This is a genomic window from Rhizobium sp. BK538, from assembly GCF_014197575.1.
In the GTDB taxonomy this organism is placed as follows: domain Bacteria; phylum Pseudomonadota; class Alphaproteobacteria; order Rhizobiales; family Rhizobiaceae; genus Rhizobium.
This window is the reverse complement of sequence record NZ_JACIFT010000004.1, coordinates 305,619-321,263: the sequence shown is the minus strand read 5'-3', so window position 1 is coordinate 321,263 and position 15,645 is coordinate 305,619. Positions and strand designations below refer to the sequence as shown.

Annotated in this window: 14 protein-coding genes and 2 pseudogenes; 12 read left to right on the top strand and 4 right to left on the bottom strand. The window is 59.1% G+C overall.

Features of this window, described 5'->3' with window-relative positions; all coding sequences use genetic code 11:
• Positions 1-113 (top strand): annotated as a pseudogene (locus tag FHX09_RS07200) (electron transfer flavoprotein subunit alpha/FixB family protein); the annotation flags it as partial.
• 82 nt (positions 114-195) lie between these two features.
• Here the strand turns inward: FHX09_RS07200 and FHX09_RS07195 are convergent.
• The 4 genes from FHX09_RS07195 to FHX09_RS07180 all read right to left on the bottom strand — a co-directional run bounded on the left by FHX09_RS07195 (position 196) and on the right by FHX09_RS07180 (position 4,404).
• Positions 196-681, bottom strand: a complete 486-nt coding sequence (locus FHX09_RS07195; protein WP_183723163.1) for a DUF1643 domain-containing protein — start codon at positions 679-681, stop codon at positions 196-198.
• A 63-nt stretch (positions 682-744) separates the two neighbouring features.
• Entirely contained in the window at positions 745-2,019 is a 1,275-nt protein-coding gene (locus FHX09_RS07190; RefSeq protein ID WP_183723161.1) for a Xaa-Pro peptidase family protein, read from the bottom strand.
• Positions 2,020-2,072: 53 nt separating this feature from the next.
• Complete coding sequence (locus FHX09_RS07185; protein ID WP_184449612.1) at positions 2,073-3,161, bottom strand: hybrid-cluster NAD(P)-dependent oxidoreductase; 1,089 nt, start codon at positions 3,159-3,161, stop codon at positions 2,073-2,075.
• Positions 3,151-4,404 carry an aromatic ring-hydroxylating dioxygenase subunit alpha gene (locus tag FHX09_RS07180; RefSeq protein ID WP_184449610.1) on the bottom strand — a complete coding sequence of 418 codons (1,254 nt, stop codon included), beginning with the start codon at positions 4,402-4,404 and terminating at the stop codon, positions 3,151-3,153. Before FHX09_RS07180 ends, FHX09_RS07185 begins: the two co-directional genes overlap by 11 nt.
• Before the next feature lie 108 nt (positions 4,405-4,512).
• Here FHX09_RS07180 and FHX09_RS07175 point away from each other — a divergent pair, with 108 nt between their 5' ends.
• From FHX09_RS07175 to FHX09_RS07125, 11 genes and pseudogenes are all read left to right on the top strand, one after another.
• Complete coding sequence (locus FHX09_RS07175; RefSeq protein WP_184449608.1) at positions 4,513-5,400, top strand: LysR substrate-binding domain-containing protein; 888 nt, start codon at positions 4,513-4,515, stop codon at positions 5,398-5,400.
• A 285-nt stretch (positions 5,401-5,685) separates the two neighbouring features.
• Positions 5,686-5,952 (top strand): annotated as a pseudogene (locus tag FHX09_RS29705) (IS110 family transposase); the annotation flags it as partial.
• A 371-nt stretch (positions 5,953-6,323) separates the two neighbouring features.
• Positions 6,324-7,037: a GntR family transcriptional regulator gene (locus FHX09_RS07165; protein WP_132593719.1), complete on the top strand. Its 714-nt coding sequence runs from the start codon at positions 6,324-6,326 to the stop codon at positions 7,035-7,037.
• On the top strand, positions 7,037-7,948 hold the full coding sequence (locus tag FHX09_RS07160) for a dihydrodipicolinate synthase family protein (protein WP_132593717.1): 912 nt from the start codon (positions 7,037-7,039) through the stop codon (positions 7,946-7,948). Before FHX09_RS07165 ends, FHX09_RS07160 begins: the two co-directional genes overlap by 1 nt.
• Positions 7,941-9,458 carry an aldehyde dehydrogenase gene (locus tag FHX09_RS07155; RefSeq protein ID WP_184449605.1) on the top strand — a complete coding sequence of 506 codons (1,518 nt, stop codon included), beginning with the start codon at positions 7,941-7,943 and terminating at the stop codon, positions 9,456-9,458. The genes FHX09_RS07160 and FHX09_RS07155 overlap by 8 nt, the downstream gene beginning before the upstream one ends.
• The gene (locus tag FHX09_RS07150; RefSeq protein ID WP_132593713.1) at positions 9,455-10,801 is read left to right on the top strand and encodes an FAD-binding oxidoreductase; all 1,347 of its coding nucleotides are present in this window, start codon (positions 9,455-9,457) and stop codon (positions 10,799-10,801) included. Before FHX09_RS07155 ends, FHX09_RS07150 begins: the two co-directional genes overlap by 4 nt.
• A gap of 80 nt (positions 10,802-10,881) precedes the next feature.
• Positions 10,882-11,733: a glycine betaine ABC transporter substrate-binding protein gene (locus tag FHX09_RS07145; protein WP_132593711.1), complete on the top strand. Its 852-nt coding sequence runs from the start codon at positions 10,882-10,884 to the stop codon at positions 11,731-11,733.
• A gap of 44 nt (positions 11,734-11,777) precedes the next feature.
• Positions 11,778-12,908 carry a glycine betaine/L-proline ABC transporter ATP-binding protein gene (locus FHX09_RS07140; RefSeq protein WP_184449604.1) on the top strand — a complete coding sequence of 377 codons (1,131 nt, stop codon included), beginning with the start codon at positions 11,778-11,780 and terminating at the stop codon, positions 12,906-12,908.
• Between the two features lie 23 nt (positions 12,909-12,931).
• A complete protein-coding gene (locus tag FHX09_RS07135) occupies positions 12,932-13,780 on the top strand; it encodes an ABC transporter permease subunit (RefSeq protein WP_183723149.1) in 849 nt (282 codons plus the stop codon).
• On the top strand, positions 13,777-14,628 hold the full coding sequence (locus tag FHX09_RS07130) for an ABC transporter permease subunit (RefSeq protein ID WP_183723147.1): 852 nt from the start codon (positions 13,777-13,779) through the stop codon (positions 14,626-14,628). Before FHX09_RS07135 ends, FHX09_RS07130 begins: the two co-directional genes overlap by 4 nt.
• Positions 14,629-14,641: 13 nt before the next feature.
• Positions 14,642-15,640: a 4-hydroxyproline epimerase gene (locus FHX09_RS07125; protein WP_184449602.1), complete on the top strand. Its 999-nt coding sequence runs from the start codon at positions 14,642-14,644 to the stop codon at positions 15,638-15,640.
• Positions 15,641-15,645 lie beyond the last annotated feature (5 nt).

Below are 15,645 nucleotides of genomic sequence, written 5' to 3'. Positions count from 1 at the left end.
AGGTCATCGTCGCCATCAACAAGGACGAGGAGGCGCCGATCTTCCAGGTCGCCGACTACGGTCTCGTCGCCGACCTCTTCGATGTCCTGCCGGAACTAGAGCGGTCTCTCTAGCCACACATGAAACCAGCGAAAAACCGAGGCTGCGCAGCGCCTCGGGGCCTTGCGACCGGACGCGGCACCGGCGATAGCGAGTTCACCATTGGAATAGCTTCGGCTCGGCTGTGCCTGAAATATAGAGCGGGTGACAGGGGTGGCCATCCGACGTGAATTTGAGTGCGTAGAGCTTTGACGTTGCGAGCATTCGACAAACCTCAAAAGCTCGATCACGATAGGCACCATGCCTACCCCAGCCACACACGATCCTGTCGCAGCTTTCGGACATCTTGCGTAAGTACCGATCGTTTTCAGGCCCAACCGGGTCCGCTTGCTCATAGAGCCGTCCTGGACTGGACGATCGAAGGGCGAAGAGATTCCCAACGACGAGACCGCCGAACCCCCACGACCTCGCAAAGGCGATGCATCGACGCAGCGTTGGATCGGTGCTGAAGGCGTCCGCAGTGGATGGATTGAGCATCAGGAACGCGACAGTCTCCCTTGAGGGATCCCACTGTCGCTCCAGCAGGTATCGATAGCAGTTACATCTTGAAAATAGTGCAGAAGACAGGGTGAAGTCGCTCATCCGCCGTCTCCATTCACCGGCCAATCCTAACGCGTTGCGGGCTTTCGCGCGTCCAGAGGCGTTTCAGATCTCCTCCCATGGGAAAGTGTCCAGGCGCTCCGCTCCTCGAGACGTAACAAGAACTTGCGTTTCCAGCTTGATGCTCTCCGACCCTGCCTGCGCAATCAAACTTTCAACATTTAGAACCATGTTCTCTTCAATGACGCCGCTGAAGTTCTGGTCGAAATCGGGGTGGAGCAGAATGCCGGGCCATTCGTCGGCCATTCCCGTCCCATGCACTGCCAGAGTATAGCGATAAGGCAGGTACTTTTCAGGGATGCGCCAGCTCTTTTCGTTGAAGTCAACGAATGTCATGCCAGGACGAATGATCGACAGGTTGTGCTCGATCTGATCCAACGCCGCCGAATAGAGCTCGCTTTGCTTGTCGCTCATTGCCACATGACCGCAGGTCCATGAGCGCGACAGGTCGGCGCAATATCCATAGGGCCCGATCATGTCCGTATCGAAGGAGATCATCTCGCCGCGCTTTATGACGTAGTCAGAGCACTCCTGATACCAGGGATTGGTTCGTGGGCCGGCCGTCAAAAGCTTCGTCTCAAGCCATTCGCCGCCACTGCGGGCGTTCTCAAAATGCAGCTCAGCCCAAATTTCGCGCTCCGTTCGTCCGGGCTCGGAAACCTCGTACATGCGGGCCATCCCGGCTTCGCACACCCGGATCGTCCACCGCATGAGTTCGATTTCTTCGGAACTCTTGATCGAGCGTGCTCGTTCGGCCAGCTCCTGGCCGTCCAGCAGTTCCAGGCCGCGCTTTAAAAGCTCCGATGCCGGCGCCGGCTCGAGCCTGTCGACGGCAAGTCTCTTGTTGCGCCCGTGGGACTTCATGACGTCTGCGATCTCATCGGCCCAGTCCCTCATTCGGTGCTCGACAAGGTTACCGGAGGTGAAGAACAGGTAAGATTTTGACGTGCGGATTTCATCGATACCGGGAAGCCCGTCATTGACGTGCTCCGATCCCTCGAATTCAAACATGATGGCGGGACCGTCAGCGACAACGAGCGCATATCGAGAGGGATTATGCATCGTCCAGATGGCCATGTTCGACGAGTCGAACGCGTAGCGTATGTTGACCGGATCGTACAACAGCAACGCCGAACAGTTCCATTCCTTCATTTGCAACCGAAGGCGGTCCAGCCGATACCGCCGCACGGAATCGAGGGTTTGCAAGGGAAGAGGACTTATGAGCGGCCGATCGGCTCCTGCCGGATTGAGATAGGCCTGCTTGCGCTCGTCCTTGAACACCGTGGAGCCTTGGTCGGAGATCCTGTCTCTAAGCAGCATGGTCGATCCCTATTGTCGCCAAAGGATAGGTCGTGCGGGCGCGTGCCCAGCCGTTAGCGATCAATCACCAGGTCGCTGAGAGGCCTGGAGCAGCAAGGCAGGAATAATCCAGCGTCGATCTCTCGTTGCCGTATCCCGCCATTGTGGTTCATGTCGACCGCACCAGAAACCAGCTTCGACTTGCATGTGCCGCATACGCCATTGGAGCAGGAGGAGGGGATGCGCACGCCCGACTTCTTCGCGCAGGCAAGCACCGTCTGGTCGTCGGCGACCTCTATCTTTCTGGATTGCTTGGCGAATTCGACCTGAAAAGCCTTGTTTGGTATCGAGGCCTCGCCGGTGACGGCTGGTTCCTCGATAATCGCTGCATCGAAGCTTTCCTCGATGTAGCTGTTCGCGGGCACTCCGAGCTGCGCGGTGATCGAGCGTGCCGCGGCCATGAATGGCGCCGGGCCGCAGCACATGACGGTTCTCTTCGCAATGTCGGGCACGGCGAGCTTCAGGAACTCGGGCGAAATCCGGCCTGTCAGCCCGGGCCAGGATGGCTCCCCATCGACGCTCTCAGGCAGAAACTGCAGGCGAAGGCCTTTCATTCGTGCGGCAAGACAGGCCAGCTCGTTGCGAAAAATCAGGTCGACCGGCGAGCGAGCCGCATGAAGAAATACGACATCTGCGGGCTCGCAGCGATCCGCCAGGCCACGCAGAATAGACATCACGGGCGTAATGCCGGAGCCGCCAGAAAGAAGCAGAAGCTTCGGGGCGGCGACGCGCGGACAGACAAAACGGCCGAGCGGCCCCTGAGCCTTCACGGTCATGCCGCTTTGCATGTTGTCATGAAGCCAATTCGATATTCTTCCGTTCACGACCCGCTTGACCGTCACGGTGAAGGCGTTTGCACGGTGCGGTGACGAGGAGATGCTGTAGCAGCGTGCCTCGGCATCATCGCCAATCGGGAAGTCGAAGAGGAAATATTGTCCGCCCTCGAAGGTGAAGCGCTTGCCTTGCGGTGACGCAAAGGTGAAGCTCTTGACGTCGTGGGTTTCCTGATGAACGTCCAAGCACACCAAGGTGTCGTCTTGCTCGGGATCCCATGTGTCGCGCAGCGCTGAGCCGCCCTGCTTCTGTGCGAAATCAATATCCATTTGCGCGCATCCGATCGATGTACCACGTGGCAAACTTGTCGAGGTTGGTCTCCGAGAATTGCGAGTAGGGGCCGGGCCGGTAGGCAGGATCGAGCGCACCTGCATGGGAGCGTGCCACCAGGTCAGCGTCCTGGTCGGTCGTCGCAATCCAGACGTCCGTCAGCTTGTCGTAATCGTAGTCGACACCCTCAACCGCATCCTTGTGCACCAGCCACTTCGTCCGGACCAGGGTCTTGCCTGCCGACAGGGGGATGACGATGGCGACCACAGCATGGTCGCCCATGAAGTGGTTCCAGGAGTTGTGGCCCCAAAGATGGGTATCGCCTAAGTCCTTCCGCGTCATGTGGCCGAGCAGCTTAGATGATGCGGCCGTGGCGTCATGCGTCTGGGATTCGCCCGCGCCAGCGATGATCAGTCTTTGCGTACGGAAGTTCGTGGCGCAGTCGGAGAGTTGCTCGACGGCGGCCGATGGGAAGCCGTCGGCCTCCCAAGCCTTGGTCTTGTCTTCATAGAGCCGAAAATGCTCTTGCGCCTGCGCTCGGTCCTCCGGGCTCAAGGTTTCCGGATCGAAGCCGAAGTCGAGATCGACGAAGGATACACAGAGCTCGGGATGGTTCGCGGAACAGTGGTAGCACTCACGATTGTTCTCCATCGTCAGCTTCCAGTTGCCATCCTCGATCACATCCGTCTGATGGGCGACCTTCGCATTACGGATGTCGTAGGGAGCAAGGCGTTCAACCATTGTGTGCTCGAGGACGTCAATGTCGTGGGGAGGGTTATCAGAGAGACAGGCATAGATCAGCCCACCAATCGACTTGAAGGTCACGGGTTTCAGTCCGTGACAATCCTTGTCAAAGTCCTTGCCCATATGAGGAGCGTAACTGAGTTCTCCGGTAAGATCATAGGTCCAGGTGTGATAGGGACAGACAAGCTTTGAGACGATCGTTTTTCCTTCGTCCAGCAGGCGAGCGCCGCGGTGGCGACAGACGTTGTGCAGCACACGAATTTCGCCGTCGTCATCTCGCAGCAGGATGAGGCTTGTCTTGCCAATGTCGATGACGGTGGCATCGCCAGCTTCCGGAACATCGCAGTCGAGACCGATGCATATCCAGTGTTTGTGGAAGAAAACATCGATGTCCGCGTCGAAGACGTCTTCACGCGTATAGAGGCCGGCGGGCAGCGAGTGTCCGTTCGTGCGAGAGTCGAGAAGGGCGGAGATGGAGGAGGGAAGTTTGTTTAGCATGAGAGCCCCTTATGCCTGTATTCGCATAGACTGCCCTTGCTACTGAGCCTCTTCAACGGCATTAATTATCACGCTCGCATAACGGCGAGTAATGTGAGGGGGCATGGAATGCAGTTTCGCAGGCGCTTGCCGTCGATGACGGCTCTGATCATGCTGGAGGCGGTCCTTCGTCGTAAGAGCTTCACCATCGCTGCGGGCGAGCTCGGGGTTACCCAGGCGGCGGTGAGCCGGCAAATTGCGTTGCTGGAGGAAGAGCTCGGTCAGCCGATGTTCGTGCGCAAGCACCGCGCAATCGAGCCGACTGCCGCATGTCTGGTGCTGGGCGCCTCCCTGGCGCAGAGCTTCTCCAACATTTCCGACGCAATCGATGCCATCAAGGGGGCCGCCCAGGATGTGGTCACCATCGGCGCGACCGTGGCTTTTTCGTCTTTCTGGCTGCTTCCCCGCCTCGCCGATTTTCGCGCCCAGAATCCCGGCATTCAGATCCGCGTCGTGTCCCAGGATCAGAAGATCGATTTGGACAGCGGGGCGGTCGATCTTGCGATCCGGTTCGGGCTGCCTCCCTTCAGCGACGGAACGGTTATTGCCTCCCGCGGGGACGAGATAATGCTCGTCTGCTCGCCAGAATACCTCAACCGGCGCGACAAGGGTCCATTGTCCACGGCCGACGAGTTCATCGAGACTGACGCCGAGGACCGATTGTGGCTTTCCTGGGGCCAATGGCTCGCAGAACTTGGCGTGCACTTTGAGGTCACGCCCTCTCTTCGCTTCAGCCATTACACTGAGACCATATTCGCCGCACGCGCGGGTCAGGGAGTTGCCCTGGGCTGGGGCACCCTTGTTCAGACGTTCCTCGATGACGGCACGCTGGTTGCTCTCGATGAGACCAGACTATCGCCGGAAGGCCGATACAACGTTTTACTGCCGTTGAAATCCAGAAGGACGGTGGCTATCGACCGGGCTTCGTCATGGCTCACTGCCGCGCTTCACAAATGATCGTCTTCCCTTCGGGAAACTGCGGAATTCGGTAGGGCGGAGTGCGAAATGTCACCCTGACGAAAGTTCCGTCTTGACCCTGCTGATATAAGCAAATGTCACAGGATTTTGACCGCAAGAATTGCTACCTCCGGCTCTGTCGATGGAGTTGGATTGCATAGTGTCGGTCGTCCCAGCGGAATGTATGTTAGAAGTGAAGCAAAATGTTCGTTACGCCACCGCTAAATCGATGACCGGAAGTCAGAGGGCGCCACCGGAAACTTCGCAATTCCTAAGACACATTCAGCCGGGGCACTATTGCGACTTGCCGCGGTTGCGGTCGGGCGCACTCAGGCCGCGTTGAGGGCATTCTATCGGCGTCTGTCGGCACGCGTCGGCAAGGCCAAGGCGGTCACTGCCACGGCCCGCAAAATCGCCGTCTTGTTCTACAAGACCCTGCGGCACGGTATTAAATACAGCGATCCGGGAGCCTCCCACTACGAGGAGACTTGCCGTCGACACGTCCTCGCCGATCTCCAGCGAAGAGCAAAGTCGTTCGGGTATACCGTGCAGTTCGCCCAGCGCCACTTCGTCCAGAACCGTGCCCGGAGCAAGTTCCATCCGTATGAGGGGTGCGCCAACCGTTTGCCACCCAAACTTGCTACCTTGGCCGATAGCCGCCTGTGGCCAGCGCTTGTGACTACTCAGCGCGTCCAATGCCGAGTTCTGCCTCCGATCTTCCTTATCCAACCCTGATCCGCAGTGACGTGAAGCGAAATCGTCGTGAATGATTCGCTCGTTATTTCCGTATGTTAGATGATAGTATCCTCAAATTGTATTCTGTAAGAACTTTTATTGTGTACGCAAAGTACACAATTTATTGACAGCATATTAGATGCATGCCATGTTTCAGCCGTGGCGCAACCAACGGCATGGAGTGACGCATGGCCAAGACCGTGAAGAGCAACCTGTACGAAGACTTGAAACGTCAAATTCTGACAATGGAGCTCGACCCCGACGCCGATCTAGACGAAGCCAGCCTGAGTGAGCGCTATGGCCTCTCCCGAACGCCGGTCCGAGACATCTTTCGTCGATTGGCAGGCGAGGGCTATGTCGATATTCGCGAGAACCGCGGCGCGCGCGTCATCCCGATGAACCATGCCACGCTGCGAAATTTCTTTCTGGTCGCGCCGATGATCTATGCCGCCGTCGGTCGATTGGCGGTCCAGAACTTCAAATCATCACAACTTGCGGACTTGAAGCAGACGCAGGAGCGCTTTCGCAGGGCCAGCGAAAGCCAGAATGCGCTGGACATGGTCCTTCAGAACAACCGCTTCCATGAGATCTTCGGCGAGATGTCGGCAAACGTCTATTTGCAGCCCAGCCTCGGCCGTCTGCTCATCGACCATGCCCGGATCGGCCACACTTTCTTCCGGCCGCGAAACGACGACATGAAGCGGCGCTTGCAGTTGGCCGTCGAACACCATGACGCCTTCATCGAAGCGCTGGCAGCGCATGACGAGGATGCCGTCGTCGATCTCGTCTTTGAACATTGGGAATTGTCCCGCGAGAACATGGAGATGTTCATCGCGCCGCAGGGACTGAAGGCGGACGTCTTCATCGGCGGTCCGGCTGCCAAAACATTGGAGAAATCATAGTGAAATTCGAGGGGATCTATACCCCGGCCGTCACTCCGCTTGATGAGAGTGGACAGATCGATCGGAAGGCATTCGCTGCCGTGCTGGAATCGCTGATCGAGGCGGGGGTCCACGGCATTATCGTTGGCGGGTCAACGGGCGAGTATTACGCTCAGACAAGCCAGGAGCGTTTTGACCTCGCTTCTTATGCGAAGGACGTCATCGGGAGCCGCTTGCCGCTTATCATCGGAACGGGCGCCACACGGACTGAGGATTCGGTCGAATACGCGAAGGCTGCCAAGGAAATCGGCGCTGATGCGATCCTCGTTTCCACACCTCCTTATGCGCTTCCGACGGGGCGGGAAAATGCGGTTCACGCGCTCACCGTCGACCGCGCGGCCAATCTGCCGATCATGCTCTACAACTACCCGGCCCGCATGGGTGTGATGATGGGCGAGGAATATTTCTCGCGCGTCGGCAAGTCGAAGAATGTCGTCGCCATCAAGGAAAGTTCCGGCGACATGGGCAACCTTCATCTGCTCGCCAGGAAGTTCCCGCACATTGCGCTTTCCTGTGGCTGGGACGACCAGGCACTCGAGTTCTTCGCATGGGGCGCCAAAAGCTGGGTTTGCGCCGGATCCAACTTTCTCCCGCGCGAACACGTCGCCCTGTACGAGGCATGCGTTCGCGAGAAGAACTTCGACAAGGGCCGCGCGATCATGAGCGCGATGCTGCCGCTGATGGACTTCCTCGAATGCGGCAAGTTCGTCCAGTCGATCAAACACGGCTGCGAGATCATCGGGCTCAAAACCGGATCCGTGCGCGCGCCGCTGCGGCCCCTCAATTCCGAAGAAAAGCGAACCCTGCAGACCGTCGTTGCCACCTTGAAGCGCACTGTCGCCAACATCACGTCGGGAGCCAACCATGCATGAACCCTTGACCGCTGCCGAATACAAGGCGATCGCTGCTGATATTCAGTTGCCGACAAATGCATTCATCGATGGCTCGTTTCGTCCGGCAATCTCCGGCAACACGTTCAAGTCTACGAATCCGGCGACGGGCGAAACGCTCACCAAGATTGCCGCATGCGATACAAGTGATGTCGACTATGCGGTGGCCAAGGCAAAGGAGGCCTTTGACGACGGTCGCTGGCGTTTGCGTTCGCCTGGTGAGCGAAAGGAGATCCTCCTCAAGCTCGCCAAGCTCATCGAACGCAACCGGCACGAACTTGCGGTCATGGAGAGCCTCGACAGCGGCAAGCCGGTCCGTGAATGCCAGACCGTCGATATTCCTGACACGATCCATACGATCCGCTGGCATGCGGAACTGATCGACAAGCTTTACGACAATACCAACAATGTCGGACCGAATGCCTTGGCCATGGTGGTCCGCGAACCTATCGGCGTCGTCGGCTGCGTGCTGCCGTGGAACTTCCCATTGCTGATGCTGGCCTGGAAAATCGGCCCGGCTCTGGCTGCCGGATGCTCGGTCATCGTCAAGCCCGCACAGGAAACGACGTTGACGACGCTACGTGTCGCCGAACTCGCCCATGAGGCAGGTATTCCAGCAGGTGTGTTCAACGTCGTGACCGGCAGCGGCAGGGACGTCGGTGAGCCGATTGGTCTCCACATGGACGTTGATATGGTTGCATTTACCGGCTCGACGCCAACGGGACGCCGCTTCCTACGCTACGCGGCGGATTCCAATTTGAAGAAGGTGGTCCTCGAATGTGGCGGCAAGAATCCCGCGGTCGTGCTTCCGGACGCGGAAGATCTCGACCTCGTTGCCGAACAGGTGGTCAACGGCGCCTTCTGGAATATGGGCGAGAATTGTTCGGCCACATCCCGCCTGATCGTTCACTCCAGCATCAAGGAAGAACTGCTGAAGCGGATCGGCGCATATATGCGGGAATGGAAGACAGGCGACCCGCTCGATCCGGAAAACCGCATTGGCGCCCTCGTCAGTCAGAGCCATTTCGAGAAGGTGAAGTCGTTTCTCGACGACATCAAGACGGAGAACCTTTCGCTCGCCCACGGCGGCGCGACGCATAAAGGTGCCTTCATTGAGCCGACCGTGGTCGATGGGGTCACGACGAAGAGCCGGCTGTTCCAAGAGGAGATCTTTGGACCGATCCTTTCGGTAACCACATTCGAGAACCTTCCCGAAGCCGTCGCCCTTGCCAACGACACCAACTACGGCTTGACCGCCTCCGTGTACACGGGCAGCCTGCGCAACGCCATCCGGCTGTCGCGCGACATCCGGGCGGGCCTCGTGACCGTCAACTGCTTTGGTGAGGGTGACGCCAGCACGCCGTTCGGCGGCTACAAGGAGTCCGGCTTCGGCGGTCGAGACAAGTCCATCTTTGCCCACGACAACTACTGCGAGCTGAAGACGATCTGGATCGATGTCTCCGATCGCTCGGTCGACGAGACGATCCGTTGACCAGGACCGTCGTCAAGCGGCTTCCCGCTGAATCTGGCGTCTCAGGCTGGGAGGCGATCAGCAGACGCGTCGCCCCCATTCGTACGCTGGAAGGCAGCGTGGCGGCCGACTGGCTGATCGTCGGTGCCGGGTTTGCGGGATTGTCTGCAGCCCGACGGCTCTCGCAGATCCGGCCGGGCGACAAGATCGTCGTCATGGAAGCCGGAGAGGTAGCCAAGAGCACGGCTGGCCGAAACTCCGGCTACATGATCGATGTTCCCCACAATCTCTCGGCGGGCGAGTATTCAGGCGCCAGTGAAGCGGCAACCGCCCTTGAGATTGCACAAAACCGCTTTGCGATCGATTTCGCGAAAAGCGCTGCGGACGAATACGGAATGTCCCGGGAGACATTCGATCCGTCAGGCAAGATCAATGCGGCTGCAACGGCGCGCGGAATGAAGCTGAACGTCAGCTATGGCGAGTCGCTTCGGCGCATCGGCGAAAAGCATGTTTTCCTCGATAGATCGCAAATGCGCGAGCTGACAGGAACGGACTATTACCTCGGCGGCTTATATACGCCCGGTGCGGTGATGATCCAACCTGCGGACTATGTCCGAGGCCTTGCGGCAGGGGTTGGGCAGACTGTGACCATCTTCGAGCGCTCGCCTGTCACGGAGCTGCGGCGTGAGGGTGGGACTTGGACGGCCAAATCGACACGGGGTGCAGTAACCGCCCCGAAGGTCATCCTGGGGGTCAACGGGCATATAGAGGACTTCGGTCATTTTCGCGGTCGGCTGATCCATATATTCGCCTACGCATCGATGACGGCTCCCTTTCCGGCGGATGATGTCGCCCACGCAGTCTCCGGGCAGGACCGGTGGGCGCTGCTCCCGGCCGATGCCATGGGTGCAACGGTTCGCAAGATCACGTCGAACGGCCTTTCACGCATCGTCCTTCGCACAAGATACACCTACGGCAGGACGATCACTGTCACCGACAAACGCCTGGAAAAGCTGGCGGCCGCTCATCGCCGGTCGCTTGATGCACGCTTTCCGAAATTGACGGATTTGCCGTTCCAATACAGTTGGGCCGGCCGCCTTTGCCTCAGTCGCAATCACGTGCCGGCCTTTGGCGAAATCGACGAAGGCTTGTTCTCGGCGTGCTGCGAAAATGGCCTCGGGACCGTGAAGAGCACGCTTGCCGGTGTGCTGGCCGCCGAGTTGGCGACCGGAACCGGCTCAGAACAACTCGACAAATACATGGATCATCCGATGCCCACGAGACTGCCGCCAGAGCCGTTTGCGTGGCTGGGGATCAATTCGGTGATCCGGTTGCAGGAATTGCGTGCAGGCCGCGAGGGATGATCCCTTGCCGCGCAATGTGAAGACTGAGCCCACCGCCAAGTCTTCAACGAGAATGGGAACGAAAACTAGGAGTAAGAACAATGAAGACTTTGTGGAAAGCGCTCTGCGCCGCCGCCATGGTCGGGATCAGCATGCTTCCTGCTCGCGCGGAAGAAAAGACGATCACCATGGGCACGATGTCATGGGAAGACCTGACGCCCATCACCGGTATCACCAAGAAGGTTCTCGAAGACGCCGGCTACACCGTCAAGGTGACCGAGTTCTCCGAATGGGGCATCGCCTATGCCGCTCTTGCCAAGGGCGACATCCAGGTTCTCACATCGCAGACAGATTATGTCGCCCAGGACTACTGGAACAAGAACAAGAACCGCCTCGAGAAGATTTCGCCGGTTTCGCACGGCCTCTACCAGGGCATCGCGGTTCCGAAGTACGTTCCGATCGACTCTCTGGAACAGCTCAATGAAAACGCGGACAAGTTCGGCGGCAAGATCATCGGCATTGAACCGGGCGCCGGGCTGATGCGTGACTCTTCCAACGCCGTCAAGGACTACGATATCAAGCTGCAACTCGTCGAAGGCAGCACGGCTGCGATGACGGCGGCCCTCAAGTCGGCCTATGACCGCAAGGAGTGGATCGCCGTTACGATCTGGGAGCCGTCGTGGATGGTCCAGAAATACGAGGTAAAGTACCTCAAGGACCCGAAGGGCGTCTTCCCGCCGCCGCAGAGCTACTACTGGATCGGCAAGAAAGGCTTCTCCGAAGAAAACCCGCACGCCCGTGAAGTGATGGCCAGCGTCTATGTTCCGATCGCCGACATCACCGCCATCAACGGCGAGGTCAAGGACGGCAAGACGATGGATCAGGCTGTGCAGGGCTGGATTGCGGCGCATGCCGACCTGGTCAAGCGTTGGGAAAACATCAAGAAGAACTAACCGTGCAGGGCCGTCCGATCCGGTCGGATGGCCCTTGAAGCCCAATGAGAAAAGCCAGCACCAATTGGCTCAAGGGGATCGCTATGAAAGCCGCAAATGCCGATACCAATGAAGTCCTGATCGACTGCCAATCCCTCTGGAAGGTCTTTGGAGACAAATCCGCCGCCGCCATGAGATCGATTGCCGAGCAGGGACTGGGCAAGAAGGACGTGCTGAAGGAGTTCAACTGCGTCGTTGGCGTCTCGAACGCCAGCCTGCAGGTACGGCGCGGCGAGATCTTCTGTATCATGGGCCTGTCTGGCAGTGGAAAGTCGACGCTTATCCGGCTGCTCAACAAGCTGATTACACCAAGCGCCGGAAAGGTGCTTGTCAAGGGCAGGGACATTGCCGCGCTCTCCCCCGTCGAGCTCCGCCAGATGCGTGCCACGAACATCGGCATGGTGTTCCAAAGCGTTGCGCTGCTTCCGCACCGCACGGTGCTCGAAAACGCCGGCTTCGGACTGGAAGTCCAGGGCATCCCCAAGCTCGAGCGCAACAAGATCGCCAAGGCCGCATTGGAAACAGTGGGCCTGGCAGACTGGGTTGACCGCTACCCGAAGGAATTGTCGGGCGGCATGCAGCAGCGTGTCGGCCTTGCCCGCGCGCTTGCCTCCGATCCGGAAATCATCCTGATGGACGAGCCCTTCAGCGCGCTCGATCCGCTGATCCGCCGCCAGCTTCAGGACGAGTTCCGCCAGCTCACGAAGTCGCTCGGCAAGTCTGCCGTGTTCATCACGCACGATCTCGACGAGGCGATCCGCATCGGTGATCGCATCGCCATCATGAAGGACGGCGTCATTATCCAGACTGGTACTGCCGAGGAGATCATCCTCAATCCAGCGGATGATTATGTCGCCGAGTTCGTGGCAGGCATATCGCGACTCCATCTGATCAAGGCGCATTCCGTGATGCACAGCGTTAGCGAGTTTCAGCGCAGCGAGCCACATTCCGATATCTCGTCGCTGCTGCGCACCAGTCCGGATGCCGACATCGACGAGCTGATCACGCTGACCATGCAGACGGACCGTGACGCCATTGCCGTCGTCGACAACGATGAGGTCGTCGGCGTGGTCACGCCGCGCAGTCTCCTCATGGGCGTCAAGGGTACCTCCAACAACGATCGCGCGGCGGCCTGACCGCTGAACGGGAGCTGAGTGACATGGACATTTCAAGCTTCACTGACACCTTCGACGAATGGACAGACACCGCGCTCGAATGGGTAAGCGACAATGGAGAGACCCTTTTCGACTACGTCAGATGGGTCCTCGAGGGGCTCTACGATGGGATCCTCTGGCTGCTCGTGCTTTCACCATTCTATGTCGTCGCAATCATGGTCGCGCTGGTGGGATGGCGCCTGGTGAACGCCTGGTTCGCGATCCTTGGCGGCGTTGCGCTTCTCCTGTGCTTTTCCATGGGACTCTGGTCCGAAACGATGAGCACCTTGGCACTGGTCTTGACGGCGACGGCGCTCGCGCTGGCGATCGGTATCCCTGTCGGGATCGCGGCAGGTTTCTTTACGGCTCTCAACCGGTTCATGGAGCCGGGCCTCGATCTGATCCAGACGCTTCCGCCATACATCTATCTGCTGCCGGCGATTGCCCTGCTGGGCTACGGTCCAGCGACGGCGCTTATCGCCACCATTGTCGTTGCCATGCCGCCGGCAATCCGGCTGACCGCGCTTGGCATCCGCATGACGCCAAGCGAGTTCGTCGAACTTGGAGAGGCAAGCGGAATGAGGCCGGCCCAGATGTTCTTCAAAATCCGCCTGCCGTTTGCTCTTCCCAGCATCATGGCTGGGATCAACCAGAGCCTGATGATGGCATTTGGCATGGTCGTGATCGCCGGCATCGTCGGCTCCGGCGGTCTTGGAGAGACGATCTACGGCGCGATCCGAACGCTCGACATCGCGACGTCCATCAACGGGGCAATCGCGATCGTCGTCCTGACTATGGTGCTCGACCGCATAACACAGAGCGCGGCCCGGCTTGGAACAGGGAGGCAGTCATGAACCCGTCGGTTTTGCAGTTTTCGCCGGGCGCTTTTCTAGCTCCGGCGGTTGACTGGCTGAACACCAACCTGCATCCGCTGTTTGCCGCGATCAGCTATTTGGTGGAGGCCGTGCTGTCGGCAATCGAGGCCGCACTTCTATTCGTGCCGCCTGTTGCCCTTATTGCTATCGTCGTCGTCGCAGCCTTTCTTGCTGTGAATGTGCGAGCGGCAATCCTGGCAGGTCTCTGCCTGGGGTTCTGCCTGATCGTCGGGTTCTGGACGGCGTCAATGCAGACGGTTGCACTTGTGACCGTCTCCGTCCTGATCTCCGTGCTCGTCGCGTTTCCCATTGGCGTCCTCTGCTCGCGTTACAAGACCCTTGAAGCGATCGTGCGACCAGTCCTCGACGTCATGCAAACCGTGCCGCCGTGGGTTTACCTGATCCCCGCGGTAATGATCTTCAGCCTGGGGCGCGTACCAGCCATCATTGCCACGATCGTGTACGGCATTCCGCCGATGCTGCGACTGACCACTTTGGCGTTCAACCAGGTGCCGCGCGAGTTCGTGGAGCTTGGCAGTGCGATTGGTGCCCATCCTCGTTCAGTGCTCTGGAAGATCGAAATTCCGTTGGCCAAGCAGACGCTGTTGGTCGGCCTGAACCAATGCATCCTCCTCTCGCTGGCCATGGTCGTCCTGGCGGGCCTTGTTGGAGCAGGCGGTCTTGGCGCCGAGGTGACGCGCGGTCTGACCCGCATGGAAATGGGGCTGGGTTTGCGCGCAGGCCTCGCAATCGTGGCAGTCGCGCTGCTGCTTGACCGGTTAAGCCGCGGTCTTCTCGATCGCGACAGCACGCCTCGGGCAGCGTGACTCGAGGAAAGATATGAGAAAAAGCTTCTTCTGCGTCGACGCCCACACCTGTGGAAATCCGGTGCGTGTCGTTGCCGGCGGCGGGCCGCTCCTGCCACATGTTCCCGTCGGCGAGAGGCGCGAACTCTTCGTCCGCGACCATGACTGGATCCGACAAGCCTTGATGTTCGAGCCCAGAGGACACGACATCATGTCGGGAGCAATTATCTATCCCGCCTATCGTGACGACTGTGATTTTGCCGTCCTCTTCATCGAGGTAAGTGGTTGCCTTCCGATGTGCGGTGCTGGAACGATCGGCGTCGTGACGGCCGCGATCGAGGAGGGGCTGGTGACCCCACGCAGGCCGGGGCGTGTTTCCATCGAAACGCCGGCGGGACGGGTCGACGTCGCCTACGAGGAAAAGGATGGGTATGTGGACTCCGTTCGCCTCTACAATGTGCCCAGCTATCTGCACGAAGCGGACGTCGCCGTGGATGTGCCTGGAATGGGGCGCCTGATTGTCGATATTTCCTATGGTGGCAACTACTACGCCGTTGTCGAGCCACAGGAGAACTGGGCCGGACTTGCCGGTATGAACGCGGCCGAGATTGTCGGCTTCAGCCGGGGACTCCGAGAGGCTCTGGCGGACCTGTGCGACCCGGTCCATCCAGACGATGGAAGAATTCGCGGTGTCCATCATGCGATTTGGTGCGACCATCCGATCAACGACCAGTCGGATGGCCGATGTGCCGTGTTTTACGGAGACAAGGCGATAGATCGGTCGCCCGGCGGAACCGGCACCTCGGCACGTATGGCGCAATTGCACGGAAAGGGAAGGCTTGCTGTCGGCTCTTCTTACCGGCATGAGAGCCTGATCGGGACGGTGTTTCAGGGCAGGGTGGAGGCTAATGCCGACCTTGGTGAGTATAAGGGCATCCTTCCGAGCATAGGCGGCTGGGCGCGCGTCATCGGCCACAACACGATCTTCGTGGATGATCGAGACCCGCTGGCACACGGCTTTCAGATAAGGTGAGTGAG